The organism is Sphingomonas sp., from assembly GCF_050725575.1.
Lineage (GTDB): Bacteria > Pseudomonadota > Alphaproteobacteria > Sphingomonadales > Sphingomonadaceae > Sphingomonas.
Genome location: NZ_JBOHHW010000004.1, coordinates 81,746 through 96,315 on the forward strand (window position 1 = coordinate 81,746; position 14,570 = coordinate 96,315).

Consider the following 14,570-nt stretch of genomic DNA (forward strand, 5'->3'; position numbering starts at 1 on the left):
TAAGCGCGCGCTCATACGCTAGAGCGCTCCTGAGAGATTTCAGCCGTTGAACCGGGGATCAGACGGCCCAATTCGGCTGCATCGACACGCCAAATGGAGATGCACGATGCGTAAGGTCAGGGACTTTGATGCCGAACTGAAGGCGCTGAACGACCGTGCCAAATTGCTCAAGCAGCGCAAGGTCCAGCAATTCGGAGAGCTGATCGAGGCGACGGGTGCCGATGCGCTCGAGCCTGATCTGCTTGCCGGCGCTCTCCTTGCGGCGGTTGCGGAAAAGGACAAGGCAACCACGTCGGCATGGGGTCGTCAGGGTGCCCAATTCTTTCGCGACACAAGCCGGCGATCCTCGCGGCGGGCTGCTGGCGGTGGTGAAAGCGGCAAGGCGACAGACGCAGGCTCGCAATCGGCTTGATGCGGCACGATCCCGGTCGGACACGAGGGCTTGGGTAGTGGCACGCCGCGAACGCACGCGGCATCTGATTGAGCTGGGTGGTCTCGTGCAGAAAGCCGAGCTGGTCGGCATCGCCGACGACGACCGTGCTTTGCTGTACGGGGCATTTCTCGCGCTGGCGCTGCAGATGCAGGGCGAGGATGCGGCCGAGGTCAAGCTGCTCTTCCGGCGCCGGGGCGCGCGCGCCTTTGCGACCGAAGCGGAAGAAGCCGCCGCCACCCCCGCGCAAGGCAAAAGTCCGAGAACTCCGAACATGGATGCCAGGCCAAAGGACGAAGCATAATGTCTGTCTCAAACCTCCCGAATAGCGGCTATTCGGATTGAATCATGGCCGACCGCGAAACGACCGTGCCTGTGCAAATCATTCGTCGCGCAGATGCGGCAACGCAGCTTCGACCGCCGCTTTCGCCGCAGGCAAATAGCTCTGCCACATCGGCTTGCCTTCGAACTTCGTGTTCTCCGGATTGCCGTCTGAGCGACAAAGCGCACGGGCGGCCGCTTCAACGGCTTTCTCGATGTTCAACATGATCGGGTCTCCATCCAATCGGCCGGCGCTGAGACGCGGGAGAGCATAGTTCAAAGTCGGCGCGAGGACACCCATTCCCGGTCATATGCGCCACGTCATGGACGAACGCCGGTGGCGTTGTCGCCGTCAGGAGCACGGGGAAAGGGGAAGAGCGAGTTGCGGGGCTGCACCTCAACATTCCCGGCGGTCGTAATTGGCGTTGCTGGTAGCGCTGCCGCGCCCTCGAACGTCGGACGGGCCATGAACAGGCGCGCCTCCTGCCAGCGCGGCGCCGACGCAGCCGCTGGTGGACGCTCGGCATTTCGACCGATGCGCGCGGTGTAGGCGATAGTTTCCGCTGGCAGGGGCACGCCGCCTTGCACATAGCGCTGATAGCGACCCGGACCTGCATTGTAGGCGGCCAGGGCACCCGGCCACCCGTAGCGCGCGGCGAGCTCGGCGAGGTATATCGCGCCACCGATCATGTTCTTCCGCGCATCGAACGGATCGGCACCGAGATTGTAGCGCGCGGTCAGATAGGCCCATGTCGCCGGCATGATCTGCATGCAGCCGATCGCTCCCTTGACCGAGACGATCCGCGCATTGCCGCCGGACTCCGCAAGCATGACGCGCGTCACCACGTCCTCGGAAAGACCCGAGCGCCGCGCCGCTTCCGGCACATATACGGCGCATCGGTTGGACATCGCCGACTCTGGCGCAGCGCGAAGCGAAGGCGAAGCCGAGCCGGCGATGGCGACGACGGCGAGCGTGTTGATCCACCGCATCGTCATGACCATGTCCGCAGCGGAATCGCACGACCGATCACTTGCGCGCGATCGACCGGACCGAAATAGCGGCTGTCGAACGACGCGCGGAGCGCAGGCGCGATCAGCACGAGTTCGTTGCGGGCCAGACGCCGGCACCTTGACCAGCGCGGCAGCGGACGGCCGAAGCGGTCGCGCGGCAGCGCGGTCGCAACGGCGCGCCCGTCGATCGTGACACGCATATTGGTGCGGCAGAAGGTCGCGCCGGCGAGCGCCGCGACCGGCTTCACCAGCAGCGCGCCTGCCTCGACATAGCGGCGCCCCGCCATGAAGCGGGTCAGTGCGGGCGACGGTCGCACCGCGACCAGATCACCCACGCGCGGGACCGCGTGGGGCTCGATCCGATATAGACCGAGCGGCACGCTCGCCGAAGCGTTCCAGACGAGGCGCAGTTGCGGGCGATGCAGGGCCGGGAGGAGAAGCGCCGCGAGCGCGGCACCCGCCCCGGCGAGCACGCCGACGCGGAGCGGATGGCCGCGCAAGCCAGCGGTCGCCGCAGCGGCGCCGGTGGCGTTCCGGTCGAGCGCGCCGGCCATCACTGGCGCTCCGCCGTGTCGCTGGGACGGCGCATGGCTGGCAGCACGGTTCCGTTATTGGGATCGGAGGTGGACGCGCATGCGCCGCGATCGCACCAGGCGCGCAGGTCTTCGATCGTATAGACGACGCGGCCGCCAATTTTCCGGTAAGCGGGACCGGTGCCGTAGGTGCGATGCTTCTCGAGCGTTCGCGCCGAAAGACCGACATAATGAGCGGCCTCCTTCGTGCGCAGATAGCGCGTATCCTTGATGATGTCGGGCATGTTGGACTCCGTGGATTTCGAAGCCCGCGAGGCGATGCGGGCAGCGCCTCGCGAGCCCGGCGATCATCGGCGTCGAACGGCGTCCACGGGTGGCCGGAAAGCGGGGGCGCGCGATCCGACCACATGCGATTGACGATAGCGTCTATGCTTTGGGGCGTGCTCCAAGCAGCCCCCTATACCCTCCGGCCACCATCTCGGTCGCCGCCTCGGCGAGACGGCGCAGATCCGAACGCTCGGAACTCAGGCGCCAGTCGTCGGGAACCGGGTCGAGCAATTGCCCGGCAATGTCGCGGAGCGACGCGCCGTCGCGTTGCAGATCGTGGATGCAGATCATCGCTGCCTGCCGGTGCGCGTAAGGGTTCGTCGGCGCGCGCAGCGGTGCGCCAATCCCAATCGCGCGTCGGAACAAATCCGCAGCGCGGATACGGTCGCCGTGGCAACGGTCAGGGTGAAGATAGAGCCCGAACGGCTTGCCGGGCACCGGCTCGAGATCAGCGGAAATCCAAAGCGGCAATTCCGGCATCCCATGCCTTCGGATCAGAAGAGACGCCCCACCGGGCGCGGCAATGCGAACGACACGGTCACCCCAGTTCGATGGCCGGAAGAGCAAATCGCCTATCGTGCGTGCCCAAGGGACCGGCCGCATCACCGTCAGAGCGGTCGTGTCGAGCGATGGCAGCCAGGTGATCGGCGGCGCCTCGGTTGCCGGCGTGTCGGTATCGACCGCGAAAGGTGAGGCCCCAAAGGGACCACCTCCGCGCCAGCGGGTGCTCGGGGAGATCTATGATGGTTCGCGCCGAACGCCGGATGGCGGTTTGGGCGAGCTCGGAACTGCGGCGAGCGGCCGCACCGGCCCCCGCCCAGATCGCGCGGAAGTCGGGATTGCGGCGGACCCATTCCCATGCAAAGCCGCGCGCATTCAACGTCAGCAGCACCCGATAAGCCTCGGGCAAACGCATTCTCTGATAACCTGGCATCGCCATACTCCTCGATGCCCCCTGCGACGTCGAAGTATGTTGCGAATGATTCGCGATACAATGCCAGCTACGCTTATCGTCGAATAAGCATGACTTATCCCAAGTGGTTAATATTACAACCAAAATGGATCAAACGAAAGCCCCGCCCGGTCGGTCCGGGCGGGGCTTGATCCGGTCGGCTCAGTCGCCGTTGCGGCGGGTCGGGCGCGACCAGATCAGGTTGTAGGTCTCGCCGTCCTCGTCGTCGAACAGGTTGGCGTAGATCGGAGCGGTGAAGCTCGGATCGTCGAGCTTGAGGCCCAGATATGCGCGGCCTTCGTTGGACTCCTTGGTCCAGGCGGCGCCGATTTCAGCCCGGCCGACGAAGACCCGGTGCGAGGGCGCATTGTCGTTGGCGCGATTGCTGTCGGGAACGATGCGGACGCCCTTGGCCTGGACGCCGAGGGTGACGATGTCGCCGACGAACTCGTTGTTGGCGGTCTTCTTGAAGGTGCCGATGGTAGCCATGTTAAGTCTCCAGTCTTGATCCACGAGCCCCGTGCCCATCACGGCCTCGATGGCGTTGAAGGTGACCGGGGCTGCCGCGGCTGCAGGCCTCAAGGGACCCGGTGCTCGCACCGGGATGGGACCCGCAAGCGAAGCTGGAGGACGGCGGAGGGGCGCTTTTTTGTCCCCGCGAGGAATGACGGCAAAGCCGGCAGGGGAAAAAAGTGACCCAAAGCCGTTGCGGCCCCGAGCGGCAGAGGCGAAGCCGGTCTCGGTCATCAAGCCATTTCGAGAGGCCGTTTGGGCGTGGGTCCGGATCTGCCGGAAGGAGACGTGGCCCCAGCATCACCGCCCGTCCAGAAGCCCGACACCATGAGCGAGCTGCCGGATAGATCCACCTGCAAACAGGCGGGGTCCGCTCGGTCTCGATCCCCGCTCCACCAACAGAAGCCCCGTTGTTAGAAGGCTTCAGGCCGTGCGGAGTCGCGCTCCTGGAACCTTGTCCGACGATGACCGCAGCATAGTGGACCGCTGGCTCGCCATCTGCATGCCGCAACCATCGAGCCCTCGTTTTCTGCGGCGAGCGGCGAGACGCCTGATCCTATCGCCCCTTCCGGGCAATGGCATCGTGGACCTACAGAAAAGCCCCGCCCGGAATGACCGGGCGGGGCGATGTGAGGAGAAATGACGTCGATATTGCTGCGATCAGGCGACCGGATCGGCGAGCCTGTGCGCGGCGACAGCGCCGCTCAAGCCACCCGCGACAAGCGCAACGGCGAAGCTGGCAAAGCCTGCAAGCGACGCGAAAGCGCTTGCGACCGAGAAGCCGGCAATCGCAGCGGGGATCGCGAAAACGGCGATCAGCATACCGCGTGCTGGGCGGCTGGAAAGCGAGACAGCCGCGAAGCGACCGAGCGCGATGACGCCCATGAAGGCGGCAATGCCGATGACAATCGACGGCAGCGGAGCGATGCCGAGCGCGGCGCTGCCAAAGCCGGCCGCCAGGCCGGCGCCGATCGGCAGCGCCAGCGTCGCACTGGCGAACAGCGCGTAAATCAGAAAACCGACACCGATCAACGTCAGTGGAAACAGGATAAGCATGACGTCACGTCCTTTTCGTCAAAGGGTTGGACGCGCTTCCACCAGCCACCACAGCGCGTCAGGAATATAGCAGAAAATGCCCGACGACGAAACCGTCGCCGGACTCGGTTCGGCGCTCGCGCGTACCGATCAGGTTGAAAAAACGTCATATTCGCGAACGACATGGTCGGCGTCGCCGTCGTAATCGTCACTCGGCATCGCGTTGTACCCATCGTCGGTCTCGATTAGGATGATGATGACCTTGAGGGTGCACGCCAGGTTCCAGGCGTAGCGTTGTGCTGTTTCAAGTGACATGTCCGGTTCCTGTCGATCCGGAGCGGGGCCTCTCCCCGCTCGACAGGCGCCGACGCATCCGGCGTCCGGCCGCGATCACCGCGTCAGGAGGCGCAGCCGAGTAGCGGCCGCATGCAAAGCATAGCGGACCCTTTACGGGTTGAACGTGGAAGGCCGTAGGTCGGAAAGGACTAGCGCCTCCAAGAGCGGGGAGAGGTTCCGCGGATGACCGGAAGGGTGATGGTGGTTGATACCGTGGGAATATCGGCTTGGCTTATCGGGCACCGGGAACGTCCAGACGGTTCCATCGGCAAAAACGTCTGCCGTCTCGATCGGCGCGAACTTGCCCTGTGCAGCGGTCGTCTGTTCCGATCTTTCCCGTCCGACTGCGATTTGCTTCTATGGCCGGCTCAGGAGGTTGAGCCCGCACATGGACCGAGTCGAAGCATTGATCACCAGGCTCGCGCCCGTACCGATCTGCGACGAATGTATCGTCGAACGCCTCAATCTGGCGGCGCTCCATCAGGCTAGCCAGCGCACGCGTGAGCTTGCCGGCCAGCGTGGTTATGAGCGCACAACGGCCGAATGCGCCACCTGTGGCGAGTCCAAATCCGTAGTCCGGAGATGTCCGCGATAAACGCTTGGTCGGCGCGGAACCATGGGCACATAGCAGCGGTCATTCGAACCGCCAGACCGGGATGCCCATCTTGCGGGCCTTGTCGAACAGATTCTCCTGGATGCCGCCGCCGGGGAACAGGATGATCCCGACGGGAACGGTCGCGAGCACGGCGTCGTTGCGTTTGAAGGGCGCCGCTGCTTTGCTGTGCTTGACGAAATCCGGCGCGAACGGGATTTGCGGGACATTGCGCTGATCGGCCCAGAGCGATGCGATCTTTTCGGCGCCGCTTTTCGATCCGCCGTGCATCAGGACCATCGTCGGATGCTTGGCGAGCACGCTGTCGAGCACCGACCAGATGGTGCGGTGATCGTTGTAACTGGCGCCTCCGGAGAGATAGACCCGTTCCCCCGATGGGATCAGCACCTGCTTGTCAGCCCAGCGGCGGGCATTGATGAAATCCCGGCTGTCGACGATGCTGGCGGTCAGCGCCTTGCGGTTCACCATCGATCCCGATCGCGGCATCCACGCTTTTCGAAGATGGGTGCGGAACTGGTCGGCGAACGCCTCGCGGAAGGCTTCCATCGCGTCGCGGCGCTCGATCATCGTGCGGCCTTCGGCGATCGCCGTTTCGAGTTCGACCGATCCGACCTCGCTGCCATCCTGCTCGCGTTGGAGGCGTTTCTGCGCCAGCTCGTTGCGATCGAGTTCGCGTTCGATCCGCTCACCTGCCCGGTGGAACACATTAGTGAACCCCCAGAGCAAATCTTCGAGATCGGGTTCGAGCCGCGTATCTGCCAGGCAGGCGGCCATCGCGTCGAAGGTGTCGGCGGCCGCGGCCTCGACCAGGCGACCCTCTGGCAATGGTCTTGGGTCTGCTTCGTCCTCGAAGGGTCTGCGCCCGTATAGTTCAAGTTCCTGGAGGAGGTGGGAGAGCGAGGATTCCTCATGCTCGGGTTCGTCGTGGCGTTCGGGGTCGGTTGTCATGGTGGTCGCCTCGTCGTTTGACCGCGCCTCTCGCGGCCTTCGTGGCGACGACAGGACGGTGGGCGGACCGGGTGCGCACCCTCGAGCGAAGCGCTCGGGCGCGACAGCGCCCGACGGGGGCCGGAGCACAGCGGAGGACGGCGAAGCGCGGCTATTTTGCTTCGCGATGCAAAGCGGACCCGAATGGTGCGCGGCGGAAAATAGCCGCGGCGCAGCCGTTGCGCGGCAGGCCCGCCTGCCGTTCCAGTCGCCCTCTCAAGAAGGCCGACAGGCGCGGCTCTTGGTCGACGGAGTGGCAGTATCGGACTGAGCCCGCATGTTGCGAAGAGGCCGCCGCTACCCCTCGCTCTTCTCGGCCTTAACCTGTGGGCAGGAGCAAGCGTGTGGCATCCTCGGGGAGGAGCTGGCGCGCAAGGTGCGCGCGAAGCCGGTCGAGACCCAACAGCCGAAGGTCGGCATTGAAGTCGTCGAGCTGGGGTTCGAGCACGATCATCGCGATGCCAGCCGCATGGGTGCGCTCGGTCAACGTCGCCACGGCATGGGCGCCGGCGGGATCGTCGTCGCGGGCGACATAGAGGCGTCGCAACTCCGGCGGGAAGGCAGTCGCGGCGAGATGAGGTGCAGAAAGACCCGCGATCATCGCCAATGGAGGGACCGCCATGCGCAGGGACAGCATCGTCTCGATGCCTTCGCCGGCAACCATCACCGGTCCTGATGTGCCCAACCGGACGCCGTGTCCGAGCAGGTCGCCCATCGCCCTGCGCGGCGTTGCGACCGGCGCCTTGTCGGTGCCCTTGGCATCGAGCCAGGTGCGATGAACGCCAGTGATAGTGCCGTCGAGGTCGGTCACCGCTGCGATCAGTGCCGGAAAGGCATGCGGCGTGTCCGGTACGTCATCCTCATTCGGGCGATACCAGCAACGGGAATGGAAACGCAGCCAGCGTTCCGATGGGATGCCGGTGATGATGCGATGGCGAATATAGAATTCGGCAAGAGTGCCAGCGATCGGCTTCGATGCCGCGAACAGGCGCCGGGCGGCCTTGCGCGATCCTGCCGGCGGTCGAGGTTCGTCCGGATCGAAGTCTGGCCGCGCACGGGGCAAGGACAGGAAGGTGCGTGCTTCCTCGATGGTCTCGGCGAGCGAGCGGTGCCCGCAGTTGAGCCCAATCAGGTCGAGCAGATCGCCATGTTCATGGGTCGCGGCGTCGGTCCATTTGCCGGCAGCGCCCTTGCCATGCTCGCCGCCTTTTAGCCGGACATAGAGACTGCGTCCCGCTGACCCCAAGGCGTCACCGACAATCCAGTATCGGCCTTCGCGCCGGCCATTGCCGAGATAATGGCGACAGACTGCCTCGGCATTGCGCGCCAGGGCACGCGACAGGTCTGATGCGGGACCAGCCATGACATCCTCCGCAAGAAAAATGGGGCCTGCCGCTGCGGACAGGCCCCGAAGGAAGGGCGTCTATTCAGCAGCGACCGCGTACGCCTCTTCGGCCTCCAGATCATGCTGTTCATCCGGCGCGACGATGTCGACGGCCTGTTCGCCGTCGTTTGCCGCCGCCGGTTCGAGTGCCGGCGTGCGCAGCGGTTCGGCGAGCCAGCCGCTGCCGGCGAGCAGCCTTTCAGCTGCCTCCGCCATCTCCGGCTTCTTGAGACCGGCAAGACGCCCGGCTGCCTCGTTTCCCTTAGCCTCCTCGACCGCCGACAGGATGCGGGGCTTGGTCACCCGACCGAGATAATTGCCGATCGTGGCAATCCATCCGGCCGCGACCATGTCGAGGCTCGCGGCCCGCGCCAACACATGCGAATGCGCGATCCGACCCGCGACCGCGCGCGCGGACACCCGGCTTTCGTTGTAGCGATTGGCCGGCTCCCACACCGCATTGATGCCGAACGCCGCGCAGTGCGCAAACAGCGCCGCCTGTTCATCACCGTCGAAGGCGATCAACGTCTCCCACAGTTCGGCGGGCGCATCGGGCAGACGCTCCGACCAGCTCTCTTGTCGCTGGTTAATCGCCTTCGCCGAACTGCTGTCGTTGAGACCCGGCGCGTGAACGCCAAGTCCGGCACCTCGGACCGACACCTGCATGCAGCTGTTCTCCGCGGCATAGGTGTAGAAGGTGTCGAGCACGAGCGCATGGAGCACCGCCGCAAATGCGATCTGCGGGCTCGTCGCCACGGCATCGCGCAAGGCGAGCGTCCGGTGGGTGGTGAGCTCGGTCACCAGGCGGTCTGGAAGCGGGCGGAGCATGTCGTCCTGCTCGTCCTCATCCTCGGTCTCGGCTGCCGTACCCGGCACGCCGCCGACACTGATGATCGGCCCCGCACCAACATCACCGAGGTCGGAACCGTCATCGCCATCGTCGATGGACCGGCCTTCGCCATCATCGATCACTGGCTCTTCGGCGGGCTCATCCGCTGGCCGGACGAAGCCGCGCTCGATGTGGAGCGAGCCGTCGACGTCAATGCTGACGAACACGCCGGCACGCGCCATCTCCGTCGGCTGATAGACCAGCGGCCGCGAGACGATCGCACTGATCTCCTCGTCGATCGCCGTGACGCGGGCATCGACCTCGTCTGGGACGTCGCCCGCGCCCGACCATTCTTCCTCGAGTGCCTCGGCTTCCTGGCGAAGCGACGCGAGCTTGGCCTCGTCCTCGTCGGTCATCTCGGGCTGTTCGCCGTCGATGACCCGCATGCCGTCATCATAATCGTAGGCGAAATCGACCGCGACCGCGATCCACTTCCAGCCTTCTTCCCCGATCCGGGCGCCCTCGGCTTTGAGCTTCTCGTCGACTTGGGCGTCGAGCAAGGCGACGTCCTGCAGGAAGCCGCCCTGGTCGTCCTCGAACAGATCGCGCAGCACATAGCCGCCGGCCGCGACATACGCATCGAGTCCCAGGAAACGCACCCGCTTGTCCGTCGCGCGCACCGAATCCTCGGTGAGCTTGGCGCGAATCATGTAGGGCTGCTTGTTGTAGCTGGACTGGAGCAGATCCCAGACCTGCTCCTGGCGCTCGTGGTCTTCGGAGACCGAAAAGGCCATCAGCTGTTCGAGCGTCATGCCATCGTCGACATAGACCTCGTGCAGCTTGGGCGAGACGGAGGCGAGGCGCAGCCGCTGCTTCACGACGGCGGGGGTCGTCATGAAGGTGGCAGCAACAGTCTCGACGTCGGTGCCCTGAGTGACCAGCTGCTGCATCGCCCGGAACTGGTCGAGCGGGTGCAGTGCCTCGCGGTGCACGTTCTCGGCGAGCGAATCTTCCTCGGCCGAGATCTGCTCGTCCTCGCGGAAGATGCAGGGCACGGGCTCGGTCTTGGCCATGCGGCGCCGTTTCACCAACTGCTGCAAGGCGCGGAAGCGGCGGCCGCCGGCGGGCACTTCGAATAGGCCGGTGTCGTTGCCGTCGACATCGCGCTGGACGCGGACAGTCAGGCTCTGCAACAGGCCACGGCGGGCGATGTCGACGGCGAGCGCGTCGATCGAGACGCCAGCCTTCACCCGCCGGACGTTGGCCTGGCTCAGCACCAGCTGATTGAACGGGATGTCCCGCGAACCGCTGAGGACGATCTTCACATGCTTGGTCATGGGTCTTCTCCATGACGGGCGGCCGGGAGACTCTCTCTCGACCCTCAACCCGTCATGGAGCCGGCGCAGCCCTCTCCCTCTAAAGGGTGAGAGCCGCGCCAGCGGTGATCGACAATGAGATCGGATCAGCCCGGGCCTGACCGCGGTCGATCCGATCGGCCGAACAGGATTTCGGTCGCCGGGATCGACCCACAGCGCCTGGCGCAGGATGCCCAGACAGAGAGCGGCACGCCGGTGTCGAAGGCGATGTCGATCTCGATCCGGAGCCCGAACGGCAGCCGGACTTCCGCGAGCTCGCGGAGGCTCCAGGGGCCGGTCTCGGGACAACCAAAGCCCAAATCGGCGAGGCCATGAAGCACGTCACCATCCGCAGCGAGCTCGGAAGCTAGCCAGACTTGCGGCCCCAGTGGGTTGAAGAACTTCACCACTGGGGCGGGATCAGGCTCCGGTTTGTCGAGCCGGACAGCGGCCCGTCGATTGATGTCGTTCGCCCGCAACCCGTGGCGAATGGTGGGAGGGAGGACGATCATCGGATCGCTCCTTTCGATATCAAGAGAGGAGCCGCGCCGCTCAGGCGGCAGCCGTGAGAAGCTTGGCTGCCTTGCCTTCGAGCTCAAGGCGGGCGTCCTGATGGGGCTTGTCGCGCGCGAGCGCGGTGATGCCCTGGACGAAATCGAAGATCGAGGCGGGCGGGTGGCCTTCTTCCTGCAACACCGTCGCGATGATCTTCACGGTTTCGCCGCGCGAGAAACCGCGCTTTCGAAGAAAGGTCTCGCGATCCTCGTCCTTGCGGGCGACGATGCGTTCACGCGCCGCTTTGATTCCCGCCATGAATGGGGCCGGCGACGATGATGCGAAATTCTCCAGCGCTGGCGCCGCCTCATGCGCGAAGCGATTGGCGGCGAACTTGCTGTGCCGGATGCTGATTTCCTCGAAGCCTTCGGCACCCCAGATGTTGCGGTTCATACACACCGCCCGGAGATAGAAAGACGCCATGCCCAGTGTCTTCGAGCCGACCTCGCTGTTCCAGCAGTAGAAGCCGCGAAAGAAGAGATCGGGATCGCCGTTGGGCAAGCGCCCGGCCTCGATCGGGTGGAGATCGTCGACGAGGAATAGGAAGACGTCGCGGTCGCTCGCATAGAGCGTCGTGGTATCCTTGGTAATGTCGACCAGCGGATTATAGGTCATGGTCGACCAGTCGAGCAGGCCCGGCACCTTCCAGCGCGTGTCGCCGGTGCCGTTGCCGGCGATCTTCATCACTGCGGCGACCAGTTCGTGATCCCAGATCCGGCCGTAGTCCGGGCCGGTGACGGCGCGCAGTTCAACCCGGCCATCCTCGGTTTCGAGGGTCTTCATCAGTTCGGCGCGATGCTCGATCAACCCATGCTGCAGGTTGATTCCGGCTAGTGGTGCCGGGAGCTGGCGCAGATAGCCGGCCGGGGCACCGACCAAGCTGGCGAGCTGGCCGAAAGACCAATGGGTCGGCGTGACGGGCTGATCGCGGCCGGGCACGATCAGCGCCAGTCGTTCGGCGTTGTCGCGGCTGGCCTCGACCCGGACCTCGCGGGTTTCGACGGTGCGGGTGGTCGCGCGCTCGGACCGGGCCTTCACCGCGGCATGAAGTTCGGTCAGCGAGAGGAAGCGCTCGTCGTCGGGACGCGAGAACCATTCGGACGAGACGCGGCCGATGCGCTCGCCACGTGAGATATCGACCTTGTAGCCGGCGGAGGCCGGACGCGGCGCGGGGGATTGGGACAGAAGAGTAGCCATGGATCATCTCCGCGACGGGCGCCGAGAGCCTCTCTCTCAACCTCAACCCGTCACGGTTCTTCCGGCCTCCCTCTCCCTCTGGGCCGGTCGGCGGCGCGCCCATCTGGCACGAGCCGGCAGACCCCTGAAAACACAATGGCGCCCTTGGTGAAGCCGGCCGGCGCGGCGGCGTGCGCGCGGACCTGGGGGCCAGCCGGCGCCGTGCCCTCCGGCCCGAGCCAAGAGCGCATGCGCGGTCGCGAAAAGACGCGCGACCTCTGGCGGCGCCCGCCGCCGCCAGTGTGCGCACCACTGAAACCGCGTGCAATTGGGGGCGTTGCGGGGGCGGAGCCGCCCGCAGAAGGGGTCCGACGCGACCTTGGCGCGGCGGCAGGGGAAAACCTTCCCCTCAAGGTTCCCGCGGCGCCAGAACTTTAATTTGCTGGGGAGCAATGCTGACTCGAGCCTTCGATCAACCGCTGAAGGCTACGGTAGAGGATCAGCCGGCGTCGGCCGACCGTAATGGTTTCGAGCGTCCCGTCTGCGATCAACGCGAACAATTTGGTACGTCCGATGCCGGTAATGCGTATCGCATCCGCAATCCGCACCGACAGCATGGCGGTGGTTTGGGCGGTGCTTTCGAAGGGAGCTGCTTGGGACATAGGCGCATCGTGAACACGCTGCGCGCGGCCATCAAGATCACGAATGGCCCGATCGTATGATGGGCTACGTTGCGGCGCGTCCTTCGTAGATTCTCATCGGGCCATTATAATGGCGAACGCTTGGATTCTTACCATGCGGCGTCGGTAATCCGCCGTCGCGCCTGTTCATGCTGCCTCCTTCAGCTTCCGTTTCGACAACTTGCTGACTGACCCGGCGGCCCGCTTGGCGCGACCCGTGACATAACCCTCCCAATCTCCCATCAACGGCCGGCGCTTCAGAAAAGCGTCGCGCCGCCGATAGGCGCGGGTGGTCTCATCCCCGATCTGATGTGCAAGCGCCTGCTCCACGACGCTTTCAGGATAATCGGTCATCTCTCCCATGTAGTCGCGGAATGCACTGCGCATGCCATGGACGGTGTAGTGACCAAGCTTCATTCGCCGCAGAACCATCGTCATCGCCATCTGGGACAATGACTTGCCTCGTTTTTGCCCTGCGAAGACGAAGCTGTCGGGTCCGCAATTTGACTTTCGTGCGAGCGCACGCAGCATATCGACGGCGGTGGAGGGGAGCGGAATGCGATGCTCAAGGCCCATCTTCATCCTCTCGGCGGGGACGGTCCAGACGGCGGCGTCCAAATCCACTTCAGCCCACGTCATACGCAGTGTCTCATTCGTCCGAGTGGCGCACAGGATCGTCAGCTCGAGCGCTCGGGCGGCAGTTGCCGGACGCGTGTTGAGCGCCTGCCAGAACGCAGGCAGCTCTTCGAAGGGCATCGCCGCGTGGTGGCGGGCTTGTTTCTTGCTGCGGCGTTTCGACAGAAGATGTTCGAGGTTGCCCTTCCAGCGGGCCGGGTTCTCCCAAGGGCTTTGGATGTGGCCGGCGACTTTGGCCGCATCCAATATAGTCTCGATCCGACCGCGCAGGCGCCCGGCGGTTTCCGGCACCACGCGCCAGATCGGTTGGAGGATAGCGAGCACGTCTTTCTGCGTGATTTCGGCCATGGCCTTCGTCAACACCGGCTTTGCATAGGTCTTGATGGTGTTGCGCCACTGCTGCCGATGCTTTGGATTTTTCCAGTCGGCTTCGTGAGTATCGATGTAGCTGTCAGCGAAGGCGCCGAAGAGATTCAGGTTCTCGCCGGCGCGTGCGGCTTCCTCCTCGGCCTTGGCCGCCGCCTCCAGGGCGAGGCGCCGTTCCTCGATTGGGTCTAGCAGAGCCGCAATCTGTTCGCGCGCGTCGCTAGAGAGCTCACGCGCGCGGGCAAGCGAGACGTCCTGGGCCGATCCGAGGCCCATCTCGCGCCGCTTTCCATTACGCTCCCAAGCATACACCCATCGCTTGGAGCCATCCTTAGTGATGAAGAGGTTGAGCCCGCCACCGTCGCTGTGCTTGCCGCAACGCTTTTCGGTCTGAACACGCTTGGCGCTGAGTTTGTGGAGGGACCGTCCCATTGACTACTCCAAGGCCAGACGACCTTCTCGGCTCCCGCAGCAACCCGGTTAGCAACCCGGTTTGAGTCGCGGTTTGCAGTGAACCAGGGCGAACTTTGA

The 14,570-nt window shown here is 64.9% G+C and carries 18 protein-coding genes; 3 read left to right on the plus strand and 15 right to left on the minus strand.

The window, feature by feature from the left end; genetic code table 11:
- Positions 1-106: 106 nt before the first annotated feature.
- Positions 107-412, plus strand: a complete 306-nt coding sequence (gene traD, locus ACRECS_RS04215) for a conjugal transfer protein TraD (RefSeq protein ID WP_431581706.1) — start codon at positions 107-109, stop codon at positions 410-412.
- Positions 413-449: 37 nt separating this feature from the next.
- Positions 450-734 carry a conjugal transfer protein TraD gene (locus ACRECS_RS04220; protein WP_431581707.1) on the plus strand — a complete coding sequence of 95 codons (285 nt, stop codon included), beginning with the start codon at positions 450-452 and terminating at the stop codon, positions 732-734.
- Between the two features lie 78 nt (positions 735-812).
- On the opposite strand, the gene ACRECS_RS04225 is transcribed toward ACRECS_RS04220, so the two are convergent.
- From ACRECS_RS04225 to ACRECS_RS04290, 14 genes are all read right to left on the minus strand, one after another.
- Complete coding sequence (locus tag ACRECS_RS04225) at positions 813-977, minus strand: hypothetical protein (RefSeq protein ID WP_431581708.1); 165 nt, start codon at positions 975-977, stop codon at positions 813-815.
- 95 nt (positions 978-1,072) lie between these two features.
- Positions 1,073-1,747, minus strand: coding sequence for a transglycosylase SLT domain-containing protein (locus ACRECS_RS04230; protein ID WP_431581709.1), 675 nt, complete (start codon positions 1,745-1,747; stop codon positions 1,073-1,075).
- Positions 1,744-2,316: a S26 family signal peptidase gene (locus tag ACRECS_RS04235; RefSeq protein ID WP_431581710.1), complete on the minus strand. Its 573-nt coding sequence runs from the start codon at positions 2,314-2,316 to the stop codon at positions 1,744-1,746. Before ACRECS_RS04235 ends, ACRECS_RS04230 begins: the two co-directional genes overlap by 4 nt.
- Positions 2,316-2,579: a helix-turn-helix transcriptional regulator gene (locus ACRECS_RS04240; protein WP_431581711.1), complete on the minus strand. Its 264-nt coding sequence runs from the start codon at positions 2,577-2,579 to the stop codon at positions 2,316-2,318. Before ACRECS_RS04240 ends, ACRECS_RS04235 begins: the two co-directional genes overlap by 1 nt.
- 142 nt (positions 2,580-2,721) lie before the next feature.
- Positions 2,722-3,102: a DNA -binding domain-containing protein gene (locus tag ACRECS_RS04245; RefSeq protein ID WP_431581712.1), complete on the minus strand. Its 381-nt coding sequence runs from the start codon at positions 3,100-3,102 to the stop codon at positions 2,722-2,724.
- A 58-nt stretch (positions 3,103-3,160) separates the two neighbouring features.
- Positions 3,161-3,556, minus strand: a complete 396-nt coding sequence (locus ACRECS_RS04250; protein ID WP_431581713.1) for a transcriptional regulator domain-containing protein — start codon at positions 3,554-3,556, stop codon at positions 3,161-3,163.
- Between the two features lie 180 nt (positions 3,557-3,736).
- A complete protein-coding gene (locus tag ACRECS_RS04255; RefSeq protein WP_431581714.1) occupies positions 3,737-4,063 on the minus strand; it encodes a DUF736 domain-containing protein in 327 nt (108 codons plus the stop codon).
- Positions 4,064-4,747: 684 nt separating this feature from the next.
- Entirely contained in the window at positions 4,748-5,143 is a 396-nt protein-coding gene (locus ACRECS_RS04260; RefSeq protein ID WP_431581715.1) for a hypothetical protein, read from the minus strand.
- Positions 5,144-5,272: 129 nt separating this feature from the next.
- Complete coding sequence (locus ACRECS_RS04265; RefSeq protein WP_431581716.1) at positions 5,273-5,437, minus strand: hypothetical protein; 165 nt, start codon at positions 5,435-5,437, stop codon at positions 5,273-5,275.
- A gap of 655 nt (positions 5,438-6,092) precedes the next feature.
- Positions 6,093-7,019 carry a DUF2493 domain-containing protein gene (locus tag ACRECS_RS04270; RefSeq protein ID WP_431581717.1) on the minus strand — a complete coding sequence of 309 codons (927 nt, stop codon included), beginning with the start codon at positions 7,017-7,019 and terminating at the stop codon, positions 6,093-6,095.
- Positions 7,020-7,377: 358 nt separating this feature from the next.
- Positions 7,378-8,421: a DUF7146 domain-containing protein gene (locus tag ACRECS_RS04275; RefSeq protein WP_431581718.1), complete on the minus strand. Its 1,044-nt coding sequence runs from the start codon at positions 8,419-8,421 to the stop codon at positions 7,378-7,380.
- Positions 8,422-8,481: 60 nt separating this feature from the next.
- A complete protein-coding gene (locus ACRECS_RS04280) occupies positions 8,482-10,608 on the minus strand; it encodes a ParB/RepB/Spo0J family partition protein (protein ID WP_431581719.1) in 2,127 nt (708 codons plus the stop codon).
- Positions 10,609-10,733: 125 nt separating this feature from the next.
- On the minus strand, positions 10,734-11,138 hold the full coding sequence (locus ACRECS_RS04285; protein ID WP_431581720.1) for a DUF2958 domain-containing protein: 405 nt from the start codon (positions 11,136-11,138) through the stop codon (positions 10,734-10,736).
- A 40-nt stretch (positions 11,139-11,178) separates the two neighbouring features.
- A complete protein-coding gene (locus ACRECS_RS04290; protein ID WP_431581721.1) occupies positions 11,179-12,378 on the minus strand; it encodes a DUF932 domain-containing protein in 1,200 nt (399 codons plus the stop codon).
- Between the two features lie 431 nt (positions 12,379-12,809).
- Here ACRECS_RS04290 and ACRECS_RS04295 point away from each other — a divergent pair, with 431 nt between their 5' ends.
- Positions 12,810-13,079 carry a hypothetical protein gene (locus tag ACRECS_RS04295; protein ID WP_431581722.1) on the plus strand — a complete coding sequence of 90 codons (270 nt, stop codon included), beginning with the start codon at positions 12,810-12,812 and terminating at the stop codon, positions 13,077-13,079.
- Positions 13,080-13,184: 105 nt separating this feature from the next.
- Here ACRECS_RS04295 and ACRECS_RS04300 read toward each other — a convergent pair whose 3' ends face one another.
- A complete protein-coding gene (locus ACRECS_RS04300; RefSeq protein WP_431581723.1) occupies positions 13,185-14,471 on the minus strand; it encodes a tyrosine-type recombinase/integrase in 1,287 nt (428 codons plus the stop codon).
- Positions 14,472-14,570: the final 99 nt, after the last annotated feature.

Excerpts from the sequence above, each read along its gene's own strand:
- traD (WP_431581706.1), top strand. The coding sequence starts at position 107 with ATGCGTAAGGTCAGGGACTTTGATGCCGAACTGAAGGCGCTGAACGAC.
- ACRECS_RS04225 (WP_431581708.1), bottom strand. The coding sequence starts at position 977 with ATGTTGAACATCGAGAAAGCCGTTGAAGCGGCCGCCCGTGCGCTTTGT.
- ACRECS_RS04230 (WP_431581709.1), bottom strand. The coding sequence starts at position 1,747 with ATGACGATGCGGTGGATCAACACGCTCGCCGTCGTCGCCATCGCCGGC.
- ACRECS_RS04235 (WP_431581710.1), bottom strand. The coding sequence starts at position 2,316 with ATGGCCGGCGCGCTCGACCGGAACGCCACCGGCGCCGCTGCGGCGACC.
- ACRECS_RS04240 (WP_431581711.1), bottom strand. The coding sequence starts at position 2,579 with ATGCCCGACATCATCAAGGATACGCGCTATCTGCGCACGAAGGAGGCC.
- ACRECS_RS04245 (WP_431581712.1), bottom strand. The coding sequence starts at position 3,102 with ATGCCGGAATTGCCGCTTTGGATTTCCGCTGATCTCGAGCCGGTGCCC.
- ACRECS_RS04250 (WP_431581713.1), bottom strand. The coding sequence starts at position 3,556 with ATGCCAGGTTATCAGAGAATGCGTTTGCCCGAGGCTTATCGGGTGCTG.
- ACRECS_RS04255 (WP_431581714.1), bottom strand. The coding sequence starts at position 4,063 with ATGGCTACCATCGGCACCTTCAAGAAGACCGCCAACAACGAGTTCGTC.
- ACRECS_RS04260 (WP_431581715.1), bottom strand. The coding sequence starts at position 5,143 with ATGCTTATCCTGTTTCCACTGACGTTGATCGGTGTCGGTTTTCTGATT.
- ACRECS_RS04265 (WP_431581716.1), bottom strand. The coding sequence starts at position 5,437 with ATGTCACTTGAAACAGCACAACGCTACGCCTGGAACCTGGCGTGCACC.
- ACRECS_RS04270 (WP_431581717.1), bottom strand. The coding sequence starts at position 7,019 with ATGACAACCGACCCCGAACGCCACGACGAACCCGAGCATGAGGAATCC.
- ACRECS_RS04275 (WP_431581718.1), bottom strand. The coding sequence starts at position 8,421 with ATGGCTGGTCCCGCATCAGACCTGTCGCGTGCCCTGGCGCGCAATGCC.
- ACRECS_RS04280 (WP_431581719.1), bottom strand. The coding sequence starts at position 10,608 with ATGACCAAGCATGTGAAGATCGTCCTCAGCGGTTCGCGGGACATCCCG.
- ACRECS_RS04285 (WP_431581720.1), bottom strand. The coding sequence starts at position 11,138 with ATGATCGTCCTCCCTCCCACCATTCGCCACGGGTTGCGGGCGAACGAC.
- ACRECS_RS04290 (WP_431581721.1), bottom strand. The coding sequence starts at position 12,378 with ATGGCTACTCTTCTGTCCCAATCCCCCGCGCCGCGTCCGGCCTCCGCC.
- ACRECS_RS04295 (WP_431581722.1), top strand. The coding sequence starts at position 12,810 with ATGCTGACTCGAGCCTTCGATCAACCGCTGAAGGCTACGGTAGAGGAT.
- ACRECS_RS04300 (WP_431581723.1), bottom strand. The coding sequence starts at position 14,471 with ATGGGACGGTCCCTCCACAAACTCAGCGCCAAGCGTGTTCAGACCGAA.